Genomic DNA, 15,341 nt, shown 5'->3' on the forward strand with positions numbered 1-15,341 from the left:
GGCAGAATTAAGAGAGTTGGAAGCAATGACGTTATCAGAACAACAAACAATACAAATGACCGCTGCTGACTTAGATGTGATCACTATTGTCATCAATGACCAGTCACATCAAGTTGCCAGTGAGTCAAATCTACAGCAAATCATTAGTCAATTTGCGCTGCCTGAAATGGGCTGTGTTTTTGCAATTAATAACAATGTTGTGCCGCGCAGTGAGTGGGCTAGCACAGTTCTTTCACAGGGAGATAGCATCTCTTTGTTTCAAGCGATCGCAGGGGGTTAAAGTCGATGCTTAAAATTGGTGATAAACAATTCGAATCAAGACTGTTCACGGGAACAGGGAAGTTTGCCAACAGCCGATTAATGGCAGAAGCGATTCAAGTGTCGGGATCTCAACTTGCGACCATGGCGTTGAAGCGTGTCGATGTGAACGACCGACAAGACGATATTTTGCTTCCGTTAGTACAAGCGGGTGTGAACTTATTGCCGAACACCTCGGGTGCAAAGAATGCTAAAGATGCTGTGTTTGCCGCGCAACTGGCGCGAGAAGCGTTGGGCACTAACTGGTTAAAACTAGAAATTCATCCAGACCCGAAGTACTTGATGCCTGATCCAATTGAGACACTTGCTGCCGCTGAGCAACTGGTTCGTGAAGGCTTCATTATCCTTCCTTACTGTCATGCTGACCCGGTTCTGTGTAAACGATTGGAAGAAGTGGGTTGTGCAGCGGTCATGCCATTAGGTGCGCCGATCGGTTCTAACAAAGGGATAGTTTCTCACGACTTCCTAGAGATCATTATCGACCAAGCTAATGTTCCTGTGGTTGTGGATGCGGGTATCGGTGCTCCTTCACATGCTGCGCGTGCGATGGAAATGGGCGCGGATGCCGTGCTCGTCAATACTGCGATTGCAGCTTCGAGCGATCCCGTTGCGATGGCGAAGGCATTTAAGTTGGCGGTAGAGTCGGGGCGTATGGCTTATGAAGCCGGACTTGCTGGTAAGGTTTCTCATGCGGTTGCGTCGAGTCCACTGACGTCATTCCTAGATGAGCTTTAGTCCTAGATTGGTTTAGCTATTAAGCGAGGAAAACATGAGCTTCGTTGAACAATTTAAGCAGCTGAATTGGGACGACATCTCGATGTCGATCTACGCGAAAACGGCACAAGATGTCGAGCGAGCATTGAATAAACCCAAGCGTGATTTGGAAGACTTTAAAGCGCTTATTTCACCAGCGGCTGAAGCGTACTTAGAGCAAATGGCGCAGCTGTCATACTCGGCAACTCGCAAGCGTTTTGGTAATACCATGTCGCTTTACATTCCACTGTACCTTTCTAACTTGTGCGCCAATGCTTGTACTTATTGTGGCTTCTCAATGGAGAATAGAATCAAGCGTCGTACCTTGAATAGGGACGAAGTGGTTGCAGAAGTTGAAGCTATTAAACGCATGAAGTTCGATAGCGTATTGCTGGTGACTGGTGAACACGAAACCAAAGTGGGGATGAAATACTTTCGCGAAATGGTGCCGATGATTAAGCAACGCTTTAATTATTTGGCGATGGAAGTGCAGCCGCTAGGTCAAGACGAATACGCCGAGCTCAAGACATTGGGTTTGGATGCGGTGATGGTCTATCAAGAAACGTATCATCCTTCGACTTACGCCGAGCACCATCTGCGTGGCAATAAGATGGATTTCGAATACCGATTGGATACACCCGATCGTCTTGCAAAAGCAGGCATCGATAAGATCGGTATTGGCGCTTTGATAGGGTTGGAAGAGTGGCGAACAGATTGCTTTTATGTGGCAGCGCACTTGGACTATCTTGAGCGCACGTATTGGCAGACTCGTTACTCCATTTCATTTCCGCGTTTACGTCCTTGTGAGGGCGCGCTCCAACCAAAATCAGTCATGACGGATAAGCAGCTTGTGCAGTTGATTTGCGCTTATCGTTTGCTAAATCCAGAAGTTGAGTTGTCATTATCGACTCGTGAATCACCGAAATTCAGAGACAATGCATTACCGTTAGGCATCACCAGCATGTCTGCTGCATCGAAAACTCAGCCGGGTGGGTATGCGATGGATGATGTTGAACTCGAGCAGTTTGAGATCAGTGATGAGCGAAGCGCGGGTTCTGTGGAAGATATGATTCGAGCCAAAGGCTTTGACCCAGTATGGCGAGATTGGCACTCGGCGTATTCTGGTTAAGTAGCAAAGAAAGCCACTAGTCATCGTTATGTTTCACGTGAAACATAGGCAAAAAAAGAGGGTTGATGCAAAACATCAACCCTCTACTTTTTTCTAGCTTCTAGCTTCTAGCTTCTAGCTGTGTGCTACTGGTAGCGTTGCTTGACGAAGCCACTCTTTCACATCACCTTCAACTAGCGGGCTGATCTCATCCCATACTTTCTGATGGTAATCATTCAGCCAAGCAAGTTCTGGACGAGTTAGCATATCAACGTTGATGTTGCGCTTGTCGATTGGGCAGCGTGTTAGCGACTCAAATGATAGAACAGGGAAGTCACCGTTAGTCGGGGTTTCAACAACAAGCTCTAGGTTCTCGATACGGATACCAAACGCATCTGCACGGTAGTAACCTGGCTCGTTGGATAGCACCATACCTTCTGTCAGAGGCACATCGATTTGCTTCTTCGAAATGCTCGCTGGACCTTCATGAACACTTAGGAAGTGACCAACACCGTGACCAGTACCGTGATCGTAATCGTAGCCTTCCGCCCATAGGTGCTGACGAGCTAGCGTATCGATTTGGTAACCACGTGTGCCTTTCGGGAAACGTGCACGTGCAACACCGATGTGACCTTTTAGCGCAAGAGTGAATTGTTTAATCATCTCTTGTGAAGGCTGACCTATGGCAATGGTACGCGTGATGTCTGTCGTACCATCTAGGTACTGACCGCCTGAATCCACGAGGTAAAGTGTGTTCAGTTCTAGCTTGCCAGGTTCAGGTTGGTTTTCGTGGTTGTAGTGACACATTGCCGCGTTACCGCCGGCAGCTGAAATGGTATCGAAGCTAAGATCCATAAGTGTTGGGTCTTCGCTACGGAACGCTTCCAGTTTGTCTGCCAGCGTCGCTTCATCATGCAGGTTACCCGCAACGACTTCTGCATCTAACCAAGATAGGAACTTGCTCATCGCAACGCCATCGCGGATATGACAGGCTTTCATGCCTGCGATTTCAACGGCGTTCTTCGCTGCTTTTGGCATTAGACATGGATCTGCTTTGCTTACCACGGTTGCGCCGGCGTTTTGCAGAACCAACTTAAACCATGCGTTACTTGTCGCAGGGTCAACCAATACATTCTTGCCAGTCAGGGTTTCTAGTCGTGTTTGCAATGCTTCAGGGTGATGAACGGTCACGCCTGAACCAACGTGAGCGTCAAACTCAGCCGGTAGACGAGCTGGATCTAGGAAGTATTCCACGCTTGAATCTGAGTGCAGAATCGCGTGAGAAAGCAGAACCGGAAGACGTGAGACATCTAGACCACGAACGTTGAGCAACCAACAGATAGAATCAAGTGCTGTGATCACTGCGCTGTCTGCACCGGCTTTTTTCACGAGCTCTGCGATTTCTTGGCGTTTGCTTTCACTTGACTGACCAACTGCTTCTGTTGCCATTAGGCGAACATCAGAAACCACAGGAGCAGGGCGGTCGTGCCACAGTTCATCAATTGGGTTGCTATCGAGAATCTTAAGCTCAAGTGCGCCAGCAAGTTTTGCTTGTGCCATGTCTAGCCAAGCAGCGTTGTGCATGCGAGGGTCGATTGCCACAGACGCGCCATTTGCAAGATGGTCTTTAATCCAATCTAGTGCAGGCTCTTCAATCAAGTGACGGTATTCGAATAGATCAGCAGGAACCTGCTTTGTTACTTGTACTGTGTAGCGACCATCAACAAAGATAGCGGCTTTGTCTTTGGTGATTACCGCAGCACCAGCAGAACCAGTAAAGCCAGTTAGCCAATGTAAACGCTCGTTGTGCGCTGGTACGTATTCACCCAAGTACTCGTCTTCATGAGGGACAAGTAGGGCATCAATATTCTGTTGTGCTAGCCATTCGCGAATTGCATTCACGCGGCTTTGGGTATCGTTGTGCATCTGTGTTATTCCTTCAAATTACCGCTCCTTCATGCTCAGGTGTGGGAGCTGTTTCCATCTGCTTCATGCAGTTTACGATTCCATTGAGGTTCGCAATCACTTCAATAGAGTCGGAGTACAACTAGGCCATAGATGAGCCAAAAAGGACTACGACAGTTAAGCTACTCATTTTAGCCGCTAAGCGCAAATTGAGCGCGGTGTTTTTATCTAAGGTGATCGGTTTTTTGTGTGATCATCGTACGTAGCCAGCCTAATGCAGGGTCGTTTTCTCTGTCTCGGTGCCAGAATAAAGTGTAAGCCATAGGTGGGAATTCTAACGGTAGTGGCAGCACGACCAAATCAAGCTGTTTGGCCGCAAGTTGCACAAAATGACTTGGCGCAGTAAAGATAAAGTCGGTGTATGAACATAAACTTGCGGCACTGTTAAAGTCGGGCACAGTGACGGCAATATCGCGGTCGGTGCCAATATCTGCAAGGCGATAATCCAGCAACCAACGGTCGTTGCCATCACAACGTACTTGTACATGGCGTAGGGCGAGATAGGCTTCCAGATTCCAAGGTTGTTTTAGCGCAGGGTGGTTTTTGCGAATGATGCACATTTGGTAATCACGATAAATTTCCAACTCGCAAATGTCATCGGGTGGTTGAAGAGTCAGCTTGGCATCGTTTATATCGATATCTTTTCCAGTTAAGCCTAAATCCAGTTCGCCGCGTTGAAGCATTTTAAATGTATTATCCGACCACGGGTGTGTGCTAATTGTCACGCCAGGTGCTTGTTGAAAAATCGCCGGTAAGAAATGGGGTAGAATGAGAGGGTAGACACTCTCTACCGCTGCTATTTGAAAACGGTATTCACTGCTTTGGGGAGAAAACTCTTCGGGTTGAGTCAGCACTTCTAACTGATTTATCAACAGATCCAGTTTCGGTTTAAGAAACAATGCGCGCGGCGTAGGTGTTAATCCATGTGAGTTTCGAGTGAAAAGCGGGTCATCAAATTGAATGCGCAGTTTAGCCAGTGATTTACTTACGGCAGATTGGCTTAAGCACAATCGGTGGGCCGCACGAGTAACGTTTAACTCTTCAATCAGCACTTTAAAGCAGACCAATAGATTTAAATCGATACGAGCCAGTTTTTCGACGTTCACAGTGAATTTCCTCTGAGGAATAATGCTCATGATTATACATCATTTCCATTCATATCATCAGATGATTAAGCTTTACCCAAAGTTCTTTATCCAATTCGGAGTGTTGTGTGTCTAGCCAGTTTTCTAATAGTAAAAAACAGATGGCGTTATTGACCCTTTTGGTTCTTTTCAGTCCTTTAGCGATTGATATTTATCTACCTGCTTTACCTCTTATTGCTTCCACTTTTCAGGTCGATAATGCGCTAGCACAAGACACGATCACTTGGTTCTTATTTGCTATGGGTGTTGGTCAGCTATTCGCAGGTCCCCTAGCAGATAAACTCGGACGTCGAACTGTTGCATTGGGCGGTATCACCATTTACGCGATGAGCGCTTTATTGGCGTGGAGTGCTCAAAATATTGAGTGGATGTTGGTTTCCCGACTGCTACAAGGCTTAGGTGCGTGTGCGACATCGGTAGCAGCCTTTGCAACAGTTCGCGATATCTTTGGCCCGGAAAAAAGCGGCAAAATGATCAGCTACCTTAACGGTGCGATTTGTTTCATTCCGGCTTTAGCTCCAATTCTAGGTAGCTGGTTAACTCAGCAATTTGACTGGCGTGCTAACTTTAGCTTTATGGCTGGTTTTGCTGTGGTGTCTGGATCATTGATGTTTTTCATGATGAAAGAGACTAACCCGTCAACAGAAAAGCAAGCCGTGTTTAAGCTTAGTCGGTATTGGGCAGTGCTTAGCACACCATCTTTTGTTTTCCATGCGTCATTATGCTTGATGGCGATGGCGGTTATTCTTGCTTACGTTACCTCAGCACCGTCGGTATTGATGACGGGGATGGGGCTGTCGATGAATGAATTCACTTTCTGGTTTGGTGTAAATGCGGTGATAAACATTGCGGCATGTATGCTGGCGCCTAAGTTTATGGAGCGCGTTGGAACTCACAACACCTTAGTCACCGGGATCTCAACTCTGGGTCTCGCAGGTGTGATCATGCTAGTGATGAATGGTCAGAATACCGCGCTTTCTTTCATGTTACCTATCTTTATGTCTTCTGTAGGTTTTGCATTCATTCTGGGTGCAGCGGCAGGGAAAGCGTTAGAACCGTTTGGTGATAAGGCGGGCACGGCAGCTGCACTGCTTGGATTGTTCCAAATGAGTGGCTCTGGTTTGTTGGTGGGTACACTGCAACGCTTATCTCTGGATCCACAAACCTTGATCGCAATTCATATGTGGGTCCTATTACCTGCGTTGGTCGTTCTGTTTACAAAAGCAGGGAAGAACTGGCACTCGAGCTTTGCGAAAGCGTAAATCAGTGTAATTTAGTATTTTCCAATGTAAGTAAGGCGTGTATATTTGTCACTCAGACTTTTCCTGACACCATAACGGAACTCAAAAAGTAATGTCGTTAACCACGTATGAAATGGCTCGTATTCTAGAGCAAATGGAAGATTCACCAGAAAAGGTGATGTTTGGCAAGTTGCTTAATGAGCTGGGTAATCAAAGCTCCGAGCGTATTCGTAGTGCGGCGAAACAAGTACCTCTGCCAATTTTGCGTGATATCGTGTACCAATTTCAGCAAGTGATTGAGTCACGCAAAGATGAACAAGTCGAGCAGATGGCAAAAGACCTCGCTCAGCAAGGTATCTCAGCAGAAGAGCTACTGGCTTACTTGAATAAATAATAAAAAATCCCCGCATGATGCGGGGATTTTTTTAGCTCGTCATTTTCTTTTTCAGGATGTGGTCCAAAGACAGCGGTCCTGGCCCCCATACGATTACGATAAGAATCATCAATCCCCAAAGTTGGTGGTCATAAAAACCTTTCTCCCACAACAGTGGGTAAGAGATCACTGCGATGATGTTGAACACAAACAGCATTGCTGCCATCGGGCGGGTAATCAATCCCAGTGCCAAGAACACCGGTAGAACCAACTCCGCAGCCGTACCTAAATAAGCCGCCAATTCCCATGGCAAGATTGGCACTTGGTATTCCAGCTCAAATAAGTACAGCGTGCTATCCCAAGATGAGATTTTGATTAGTCCTGAATTGAAGAACACCCAGGCTACCCACAAGCGACAAAAGAGAAGTAGTAAAGGGACAAAGCCAGCTTGTAGGGTACTGATTAAATCGTCGTACCGATTCACTAAGTTTTTAACCGTATCCGTCATAGAGTGCTCCTTAGATTGATTGCAATGTAAAGCCGTCAACAATATCGAGTGCCATGATGCGATTGAGATGAGCGAGTAAAACTTCAGGTATTTCGCTCAAACTCTGCTTCTGCTCTAAACATTGCAGCAGTTGGAACACATCGGCATCGAGTGCGTGACACAAGGCTTCTCCATTGGCTTGAATCGAGATGACACCTTGCTGTAATTGGTTGATATTAAGTTGTTCGAATTGCCCAGTTTGAATCGCACTAAATAGATCGAATACTGCGTAATTGGAGTCAAAGCTGCGGCAGCCCTTTTTAAGGTGTAAGACTAAAGCGGGTTGTTGCTCTTCACTCACTTCGCCAAGTAACGCAAGCGGTTTTAATTCCGCTGCATTGGATTGCTCATACTGTGCTTGACGAGCTAGGTCGATATGCCACTCGAAGCGTGCGACTTCAGGGCTGTAAGGTGCTTGTGCGATCACCTGACTAAACTGCATGATGGTGTCTTGAAAGCCTTCGCCATAATGCACCACATTTCCTTCTTTTAATGGGTAAGAAAGAACATGCTGGCGAGCTATCTGTTCAAAGCATTCTTCACCAAGCAGCGCTTCAACCATCGGGTAGGTCGCGGACAACACTTCGCTTAAGCTGACGATAAAGTTATTGCGGTAAATTTGTATGCGTTCATCAGCGGTAAACTCATCACTGGCAATATCGCAGTCTTCACCGAGCGCTTGATAGTGCAGGGCTTTAGCAAACTGGCTTTGTAAGGTGGCTAGATTCATGATGCCTTCCTTGGTTCGCTTTGTTCACTTGGAAGTGTGCCTTGCAACAGCAGTTGCGATGCTTTCTGCGCTTCTCCTAATAAGACTTCTGGCGCGGGGATATCCAAATCCCATTCAATCAACGTATGACGTGGACCGTGTTTTTTTGTCCACTGCGCGAACAGTTGCCAAACTTCATCACTAACTGGGCGGCTATGGGTATCAATCCATATCTCACCTTTGTCGAGTTGTTTGATGGTAAAACCTGCCAAGTGAATCTCATCCACTTTGTCGGCTGGAATCGCATCTAGGTATGTGTCGCAATCAAAACCGTGGTTGAACGCCGAAACATAAACATTGTTTAGATCGAGCAATAAACGACAGTCAGTGCGCTTTTGCACTTCGGTAAGAAACTCCCATTCGCTGATGGTCGAATGTTGAAACTTCACATAACTAGATGGGTTCTCTATCAAGATCTCGCGTTGCAAATATTCCTGCACTTCATTCACGTTACGAGTGAACACGTTGAGCGCTTCTTCCGTATACGGAAGTGGAAGCAGGTCATTAAAGTAGTGACCGCCGTTTTCACTCCAACTTAAATGGTCAGAAACAAGAATTGGGTCGATTGAGTCAATCAGTGATTTAAGTTGCGCAAGATGCTTTTGACTAACACGTTCCACCGAACCTAGCGACAAACCAATACCGTGGCAGCTAATTTGATATTGCTCGCGAAGCGTTTGTAGCTGATGGCGCTCTGTTGCATTGGGTTGGAAATAGTTTTCACTGTGGATTTCTAACCAAGACAACTCAGGCTGGGATTGGCTAAAGTAATCGAGGTGAGGGGTTCTTAATCCAACTCCAACAAGGTCGTGGAAGGTGTGGTGTTTCACGTGAAACTCCTTTTCAAATCGTGCGGGAAGAGAAGGATGCGTCTTGGCTTTGCGTTGGTTGAGCGTCAACGCATCCTCACAATAGCTAGCGATAAAAGATTATGAAGAAGAAGTGCTACCGCCAGCGAGTTTGTCACAAAGACCTTTTGGTACGACTACGAATGCGTCTTTTTGGTTATCTTCTTTAGAAGTACCAGCGCATGAGCTGCTTTTTGTTGCACAGTCGTTTTTACCTGCTTTAGAAACGCCATAGCACTTTTCTTTTTCAGCAGCGACAGCTGGAGCTGCAGTTAGCATTGTGCCACCAAGAGCTAGAAGACCAGTAACAGCAGCAGTAACAGCTAGATTCGACTTTTTCATAATAAATTCCTCTGAATGATTTCCTTTACTTTAAGTTGGCAAGATGAATCGCCTGTTTTGGCGTTTTTGTTATCAACTTGCTTAACTTAAAAGATAGGAAACTGGCTAAAAAACTTTCAGAAAAATTTCTGAAGTAAATGGGTTTGTAGGGTCAAATAGATATAACTAATTGATGTATTGGGCAAAAAAACATCGATTTTTTTATCAAGTTTTGTCTAAACAGCACCCGGTTGTTTAGGTTATAATCGGTTTTTATGTATAAATAACCAGTAGCTCTCATCATGATGGATCCATCTCTATTACTCGACGGTTTGAACGATAAACAACGTGAAGCCGTTGCAGCACCTCTAGAAAACTTGCTCGTTCTTGCTGGCGCAGGAAGTGGTAAGACACGCGTTCTTGTTCACCGTATCGCTTGGCTGATGTCGGTCGAGCAAGCTTCTCCGTTTTCAATCATGTCGGTAACCTTTACCAATAAGGCGGCGGCAGAGATGCGTGGACGTATCGAAGAGCTAATGATGGGCAGTGCAGGCGGTATGTGGAATGGTACTTTCCACGGCATTTGTCACCGTATTCTGCGAGCACACTATCTTGATGCGAAGCTACCGGAAGATTTCCAAATCATTGACAGTGACGACCAGCAGCGTCTGCTAAAGCGTTTGATCAAAGCGCAAAACCTCGATGAGAAGCAATGGCCTGCACGCCAAGTGGCATGGTGGATTAACGGTAAGAAAGACGAAGGTCTGCGTCCGTCGCACATTGATGCGTACCATGATCCAGTAACCAAGACATATCTGCAGTTGTACACCGCTTACCAAGAAGCGTGTGATCGTGCTGGTTTAGTCGATTTTGCGGAAATCTTGCTGCGCGCACATGAGCTACTGCGTGATAACAAGTTCGTCCGTGAACACTACCAAGCACGCTTTAAGCATATCTTGGTGGACGAGTTCCAAGATACCAACAACATTCAATATGCTTGGCTACGTATGATGGCGGGTCCTGAGTGTCACGTGATGATCGTAGGTGATGACGACCAGTCGATTTATGGTTGGCGTGGTGCAAAAGTCGAGAATATTGAGAAGTTTACGCTCGAATTCCCAAGCGTAAATACCATTCGTCTTGAGCAAAACTACCGTTCAACCAAGACCATTCTGGAAGCATCTAACACCCTGATTGCGAATAACACCGAGCGTATGGGTAAAGAGTTGTGGACGGATGGCGTGGTCGGTGAGCCTATCTCGGTTTACAGCGCTTACAACGAATTAGATGAAGCCCGTTTTGCGGTGAACAAAATCAAAGAGTGGCAAGACAAGGGCGGTGCTCTGAATGACGCTGCGATGCTTTACCGTAACAACGCCCAGTCGCGTGTACTTGAAGAAGCATTAATCCAAGCTGGTCTGCCTTACCGTATCTACGGCGGCATGCGATTCTTCGAACGTCAGGAAATCAAAGATGCCTTGAGCTACATGCGTTTGATTGCCAACCGTAATGATGATGCGGCATTTGAACGTGTAGTGAATACGCCAACACGTGGTTTGGGTGATAAGACGCTTGAAACAATTCGTTTTGCGGCTCGTGATCGTGGTTGCACCATGTGGGAAGCGAGTGTGGCGATGTTGGATGAGAAGGTGCTTGCTGGTCGTGCTGCTGGTGCTCTGAGCCGTTTTATCGAGCTTGTCACAGCACTAGAAGACGACACCATCGAGATGCCGCTGCATCACCAAACTGACCATGTGATCAAATACTCGGGCTTGTTCGCGATGTACGAGCAGGAGAAGGGTGAAAAGTCTAAGGCGCGTATTGAGAACTTGGAGGAATTGGTGACCGCAACTCGCCAATTCGAGAAACCAGAAGAAGCCGAAGACATGTCACTGCTGACGGCATTCCTAACTCACGCAGCATTAGAAGCGGGCGAAGGACAAGCAGATGAGTTTGAAGACGCGGTTCAGCTCATGACATTGCACAGTGCGAAAGGTCTAGAGTTCCCATTGGTATTTATGGTCGGTGTGGAAGAAGGCATGTTCCCAAGCCAAATGTCGGCAGAAGAAGCAGGGCGTTTGGAAGAAGAACGTCGTCTGTGTTATGTAGGCATGACCCGTGCGATGCAGAAACTGTACATCACTTATGCTGAAATGCGTCGTTTGTACGGTCAGGATAAGTACCATAAACCGTCTCGCTTTATCCGTGAACTGCCAGAAACTTGTTTAGACGAAGTACGCATGAAGGCGCAAGTTAGCCGTCCTGCAAGCAGTGGTCGATTTAGCCAAACGGCGGTGAAAGAGAGCTTCAATGAAACTGGCTTTACGCTAGGTTCTCGCGTGATGCATCCTAAGTTTGGTGAAGGCACCATCATCAACTTCGAAGGCAGTGGTCCACAAAGCCGCGTACAGATTGCCTTTAACGGTGAAGGCATCAAATGGTTGGTAACTGCTTACGCACGACTAGAGAAACTGTAAGGCTTGACCAAAACTCATACCAATCGTAGTAAATAACTGGTCATTCTAGCTTGTTAAAATACTCGATAACTGCGTTGCAATTTTTGATTGTAGAATAACTACTTATCGAAAAATTGCGCCTTGTTCTCAAGCATTTTCCCTACGCTATTTCTGATCACTTATTTATTGTGATTGGTATCATCCACTTAAGAGCTGCTTCGGCGGCTCTTTTTGTTTGTGCGGTTTTGGCGTCGATAAAGCAGTAAAAAAATGGAATTCGAAAGCGCGATTTAACGGTGCAGATGAGAAAAACTTTAGGCAAAGAAAAACCCCGAGGGCTTGCGCCCATCGGGGTTATAGTCTTACTCGCAGCAATCCAGCTACTAAGAGTGCTCCATGCATCTAATCCATGATAGTGTGCTGAATCCGTCAGCTTAATCCTTACGTCGCCTTCCTAGCGGTGTCCTTAATGACCTTATCCTGGTCTGCTAACTATCCTCGTTAGCTCTCATCACTTGTTCCCTGAGCGGTGTCCCTGACATCATCCTGATGTTCAAATCCTTGCCTCGTCCAGAGGTGTCCATTTCCCGTCCTTAGTAGCAACCATCCTAGTCACTATTGATTCCGTTCAATGTCCAATTTTGCAATCCATGCCCGACTATTCATCCTGAATAACCGTTTCTTCTTCCTGAAGTTCACCAAGTCCGTGGTGTTTCCTGTTCCGTGTCAGCATCCTTCCGACAGGTTTAATATTACGTGTTTAACGATTTCCAACAACGGGCTAATCTCACATTTTTTAACTCTCTTAGCGTTCAAAAAAGATACATGAGTATCAAATTCAATGGCTTATGCTCTTTGCTGTACGGTTTTACCATTAAAAAAGAGAGGTTTGCTCAACCCTTTGTGAGAGATCTCGCACAAGGGGTCGAGCGAAAGACTCTTACTGCCCGATAGCGGCACCTTCACGCCTTGGATCGGCTGCGCCCTCAAGACCGTCTTTTGTTATGCGTATCGCATGCAGACCAGAGTTCAAATCCCGAACATCGGTTTTAAAGCCCATCTTCTCCAGAGCAGGCTGTAAGCCCTCTGCGGCGGTACCTTGCTCAATATCTAAGGTGCCAAAACGGTTCAGCAATCGTGGCTGATTAATCGCGCTTTGGATGTCCATATCCCATTGCGTGTGGGCGATAATGGCTTGTGCGACGTAACCAATAATGCGGCTGCCACCCGGTGAGCCAATTGCCATGTAAGGCTTGTCATCCTTCATCATAATGGTTGGTGCCATAGATGAACGTGGGCGTTTGCCCGGTTCTAATCGGTTTGCGATTGGCACACCATCTTGATGCGTGCGGAAAGAGAAATCGGTCAGTTCGTTATTGAGCAAGAAGCCGCGTACCATCAAGCGTGAGCCAAAGGCGTTCTCGATGGTTGTTGTCATTGAAACCACATTGCCTTGCTTATCGACGATATTGAAATGGCTGGTGGAAGGCAGCTCGATCGATTGGTCCATGCTTAAGTTCATGGCGTGCGACCAAGGAGGATTACCGGCTTCAGCCTTACTCAAGGCTTTACCGACTTGAATGAGCTCAGCACGTTGTTTGAGATAATCTTTATCAAGCAAGCCTTCGGTTGGCATTGGCACATAATCTTGGTCAGCCATGTATTTACCACGATCCGCGAACGCAAGGCGCGATGCATCGGCGATCACTTGCCATGATTTCGCGCTTTCGGCTCCCCAACCTTTAAGATCGTATTGCTCGGTGATCGCGAGAATCTGTCCAACCGTCAATGCGCCAGAGCTAGGTGGTCCCATGCCGCAGATGTCATAGCTTTGGTAAGCCGCACAAACCGGTTCACGTTGCTTGATTTGGAACGCATCAAAGTCAGGTTGTGCCAATACGCCAGGATTGCCCGGTGCATTTTGTACGGTCTTGATGATGTCTGTGGCGATATCGCCTTGATAGAAAGCTTTTGCCCCTTGCTCTGCAATTGCCGTCAGAGTTTGCGCGTATTCAGGGTTCTTCAACAACGTGCCTTCGGCTTTTGGTGAGCCGTCTGGATTGAAGAAGTAAGCCTTAGTCGCAGGGAAGCGTGATAGGCGCTTAGCATCTTTCTCAATCAAACTCGCGAGGCGAGGACTGACTTCGAAACCTTGCTCAGCCAAGGTAATCACGGGTTGGATTATCTTCTTCCATTCCAACTTGCCGTATTTCTGGTGCGTGTCCCACAGCAGTTTCACTGTACCAGGAGTGGCAACGGAACGCCCACCGACAACCGCATCGTAAAATTGCAGTGGTTGTCCTTTGTCATCTAGGAAGAGTTTCGGCGTTGCGGCGAGCGGTGCGGTTTCGCGTCCATCATACGTAGTCAGTTTTTGTTTCTCACTGTCCCAATACACTAAGAAGGCGCCACCACCAATGCCTGATGATTGCGGTTCTACCAAGCCCAGCATCAGCTGCACGGCAACCATAGCATCAATAGCATTACCACCTTGGGCAATAACATCCGCACCAGCTTGGGTTGCAATTGGGTTAGCAGCGGTAACCATATAATCTTTCGCTTTGATCAATTGCTTTTGCTCGAAGCCAGTACTGTGCTCCGGTGCAACCGCATCTGCTGCTTGGTTAGCAAAGGCTGAGGTGGATAAGACGAGTGGGGAAGTAAGAAAAAGACCCGTGGTCACGAGTCGGTTGAACGTCCAATGCATGATGACTCTCCATGTTGCCAGTTTTGTGCTTTGAGCTTGGCAGTTATGGAGAGTCACGTCGAGTCAGCAATCTTAGAAATGTCGATTGTGCTACGCTTTTAAATCAGTACTTTATCCGATAAAAGTATTGATAGTTTGGTATAGAATACTGCCGCCCACTAGAGTAAATACCACGCCGCATAGACCGTCGATGTAGATACCCGCTTGTTGCAATTTACGCTGTAAGCGCTGTGTCGACAGCATCCATGCAAGGCTAGAGAACCAGAATAGCGACAAGCCAAACAGGATGACCAGTGCAATACCTTTGCCAGTAATCGACATACCTGCTGGGACTAAACTCGACATCAAACTGACAAAGAACACCAGGGCTTTTGGGTTAAGAATGTTGGTCGCAAACCCTTTAGCAAACGCTTGACGCTTATTGCTGATCACTAGGTTATTTTGCTTCTTAGGTTGATCCGTCAGTGGGTTTTGGATCATCGAGATCACGGCACGCAATGCGCCAATTCCTAAGTAGAGCAGGTAACTACCACCGAGCAGTTGTACCACGGAATACAGCACTGGGTGTTGGTGGACGACAAAACTCACACCTGTCAGGCTGAACAAAGAGTGTAGCAAGATACCGACGGACAATCCCAACGCAATGTACAAGCCAGTTTGACGACCATGACGCGTCGCATTTTGTACGACCAGCGCAAAGTCCGGACCTGGACTCATTAGGGCAATAAAGTGAATGCTGGCGAGTGTCAGCAATATGGTGGATTCATTCATAACACATCTCAAATTTAAC

14 protein-coding genes are annotated in these 15,341 nt (G+C 46.9%); 6 read left to right on the top strand and 8 right to left on the bottom strand.

The genetic code is table 11. The features are described 5' to 3' along the window. Window positions 1–25: 25 nt before the first annotated feature. The 3 genes from thiS to thiH are packed head-to-tail and all read left to right on the top strand — an operon-like array spanning window position 26 to window position 2,200. The gene (gene thiS, locus J4N40_RS00330) at window positions 26–280 is read left to right on the top strand and encodes a sulfur carrier protein ThiS (RefSeq protein ID WP_009703038.1); all 255 of its coding nucleotides are present in this window, start codon (window positions 26–28) and stop codon (window positions 278–280) included. A 5-nt stretch (window positions 281–285) separates the two neighbouring features. Further along, window positions 286–1,053 carry a thiazole synthase gene (locus tag J4N40_RS00335; protein WP_171343425.1) on the top strand — a complete coding sequence of 256 codons (768 nt, stop codon included), beginning with the start codon at window positions 286–288 and terminating at the stop codon, window positions 1,051–1,053. Between the two features lie 34 nt (window positions 1,054–1,087). Beyond that, window positions 1,088–2,200 (top strand): 2-iminoacetate synthase ThiH, encoded by a 1,113-nt coding sequence (gene thiH / locus J4N40_RS00340; protein ID WP_115386370.1) that lies wholly within the window; start codon window positions 1,088–1,090, stop codon window positions 2,198–2,200. 114 nt (window positions 2,201–2,314) lie between these two features. On the opposite strand, the gene J4N40_RS00345 is transcribed toward thiH, so the two are convergent. Both J4N40_RS00345 and J4N40_RS00350 read right to left on the bottom strand, forming a co-directional pair. Further along, window positions 2,315–4,105, bottom strand: coding sequence for an aminopeptidase P family protein (locus J4N40_RS00345; RefSeq protein WP_115386369.1), 1,791 nt, complete (start codon window positions 4,103–4,105; stop codon window positions 2,315–2,317). 203 nt (window positions 4,106–4,308) lie between these two features. After that, complete coding sequence (locus J4N40_RS00350; RefSeq protein WP_053303014.1) at window positions 4,309–5,250, bottom strand: LysR family transcriptional regulator; 942 nt, start codon at window positions 5,248–5,250, stop codon at window positions 4,309–4,311. A 107-nt stretch (window positions 5,251–5,357) separates the two neighbouring features. On the opposite strand from J4N40_RS00350, the gene J4N40_RS00355 reads away from it, so the two are divergent. Together J4N40_RS00355 and tsrA are read left to right on the top strand one after the other, a co-directional pair. After that, a complete protein-coding gene (locus J4N40_RS00355; RefSeq protein WP_005382927.1) occupies window positions 5,358–6,551 on the top strand; it encodes a multidrug effflux MFS transporter in 1,194 nt (397 codons plus the stop codon). A 91-nt stretch (window positions 6,552–6,642) separates the two neighbouring features. Then, a complete protein-coding gene (gene tsrA, locus J4N40_RS00360; protein ID WP_005378786.1) occupies window positions 6,643–6,924 on the top strand; it encodes an H-NS-like global regulator TsrA in 282 nt (93 codons plus the stop codon). A 31-nt stretch (window positions 6,925–6,955) separates the two neighbouring features. On the opposite strand, the gene J4N40_RS00365 is transcribed toward tsrA, so the two are convergent. The 4 genes from J4N40_RS00365 to J4N40_RS00380 form a co-directional block, all read right to left on the bottom strand. Continuing rightward, window positions 6,956–7,411, bottom strand: a complete 456-nt coding sequence (locus J4N40_RS00365; protein ID WP_005378784.1) for a DoxX family protein — start codon at window positions 7,409–7,411, stop codon at window positions 6,956–6,958. A gap of 10 nt (window positions 7,412–7,421) precedes the next feature. Then, complete coding sequence (locus tag J4N40_RS00370) at window positions 7,422–8,180, bottom strand: HvfC/BufC N-terminal domain-containing protein (RefSeq protein WP_005378782.1); 759 nt, start codon at window positions 8,178–8,180, stop codon at window positions 7,422–7,424. Next, a complete protein-coding gene (gene bufB / locus J4N40_RS00375; protein WP_005378781.1) occupies window positions 8,177–9,049 on the bottom strand; it encodes an MNIO family bufferin maturase in 873 nt (290 codons plus the stop codon). Before bufB ends, J4N40_RS00370 begins: the two co-directional genes overlap by 4 nt. Before the next feature lie 99 nt (window positions 9,050–9,148). Next, entirely contained in the window at window positions 9,149–9,409 is a 261-nt protein-coding gene (locus tag J4N40_RS00380; protein ID WP_005378779.1) for a BufA1 family periplasmic bufferin-type metallophore, read from the bottom strand. Window positions 9,410–9,690: 281 nt separating this feature from the next. On the opposite strand from J4N40_RS00380, the gene uvrD reads away from it, so the two are divergent. Beyond that, window positions 9,691–11,865 carry a DNA helicase II gene (gene uvrD, locus J4N40_RS00385; RefSeq protein WP_250654331.1) on the top strand — a complete coding sequence of 725 codons (2,175 nt, stop codon included), beginning with the start codon at window positions 9,691–9,693 and terminating at the stop codon, window positions 11,863–11,865. A gap of 919 nt (window positions 11,866–12,784) precedes the next feature. Here uvrD and ggt read toward each other — a convergent pair. Together ggt and J4N40_RS00395 are read right to left on the bottom strand one after the other, a co-directional pair. Further along, on the bottom strand, window positions 12,785–14,551 hold the full coding sequence (gene ggt / locus J4N40_RS00390) for a gamma-glutamyltransferase (protein WP_213962157.1): 1,767 nt from the start codon (window positions 14,549–14,551) through the stop codon (window positions 12,785–12,787). Between the two features lie 111 nt (window positions 14,552–14,662). Further along, window positions 14,663–15,322, bottom strand: coding sequence for a LysE family translocator (locus J4N40_RS00395; protein WP_005378776.1), 660 nt, complete (start codon window positions 15,320–15,322; stop codon window positions 14,663–14,665). Window positions 15,323–15,341 lie beyond the last annotated feature (19 nt).

The organism is Vibrio sp. SCSIO 43097, from assembly GCF_023650755.1.
Classification (GTDB): Bacteria; Pseudomonadota; Gammaproteobacteria; order Enterobacterales; family Vibrionaceae; genus Vibrio; species Vibrio alginolyticus.

Coding starts and splice junctions, on each gene's coding strand:
- thiS (WP_009703038.1), top strand. CDS start 26: ATGACGTTATCAGAACAACAAACAATACAAATGACCGCTGCTGACTTA.
- thiH (WP_115386370.1), top strand. CDS start 1,088: ATGAGCTTCGTTGAACAATTTAAGCAGCTGAATTGGGACGACATCTCG.
- ggt (WP_213962157.1), bottom strand. CDS start 14,551: ATGCATTGGACGTTCAACCGACTCGTGACCACGGGTCTTTTTCTTACT.
- uvrD (WP_250654331.1), top strand. CDS start 9,691: ATGATGGATCCATCTCTATTACTCGACGGTTTGAACGATAAACAACGT.
- J4N40_RS00365 (WP_005378784.1), bottom strand. CDS start 7,411: ATGACGGATACGGTTAAAAACTTAGTGAATCGGTACGACGATTTAATC.
- J4N40_RS00395 (WP_005378776.1), bottom strand. CDS start 15,322: ATGAATGAATCCACCATATTGCTGACACTCGCCAGCATTCACTTTATT.
- J4N40_RS00380 (WP_005378779.1), bottom strand. CDS start 9,409: ATGAAAAAGTCGAATCTAGCTGTTACTGCTGCTGTTACTGGTCTTCTA.
- tsrA (WP_005378786.1), top strand. CDS start 6,643: ATGTCGTTAACCACGTATGAAATGGCTCGTATTCTAGAGCAAATGGAA.
- J4N40_RS00345 (WP_115386369.1), bottom strand. CDS start 4,105: ATGCACAACGATACCCAAAGCCGCGTGAATGCAATTCGCGAATGGCTA.
- J4N40_RS00335 (WP_171343425.1), top strand. CDS start 286: ATGCTTAAAATTGGTGATAAACAATTCGAATCAAGACTGTTCACGGGA.
- J4N40_RS00370 (WP_005378782.1), bottom strand. CDS start 8,180: ATGAATCTAGCCACCTTACAAAGCCAGTTTGCTAAAGCCCTGCACTAT.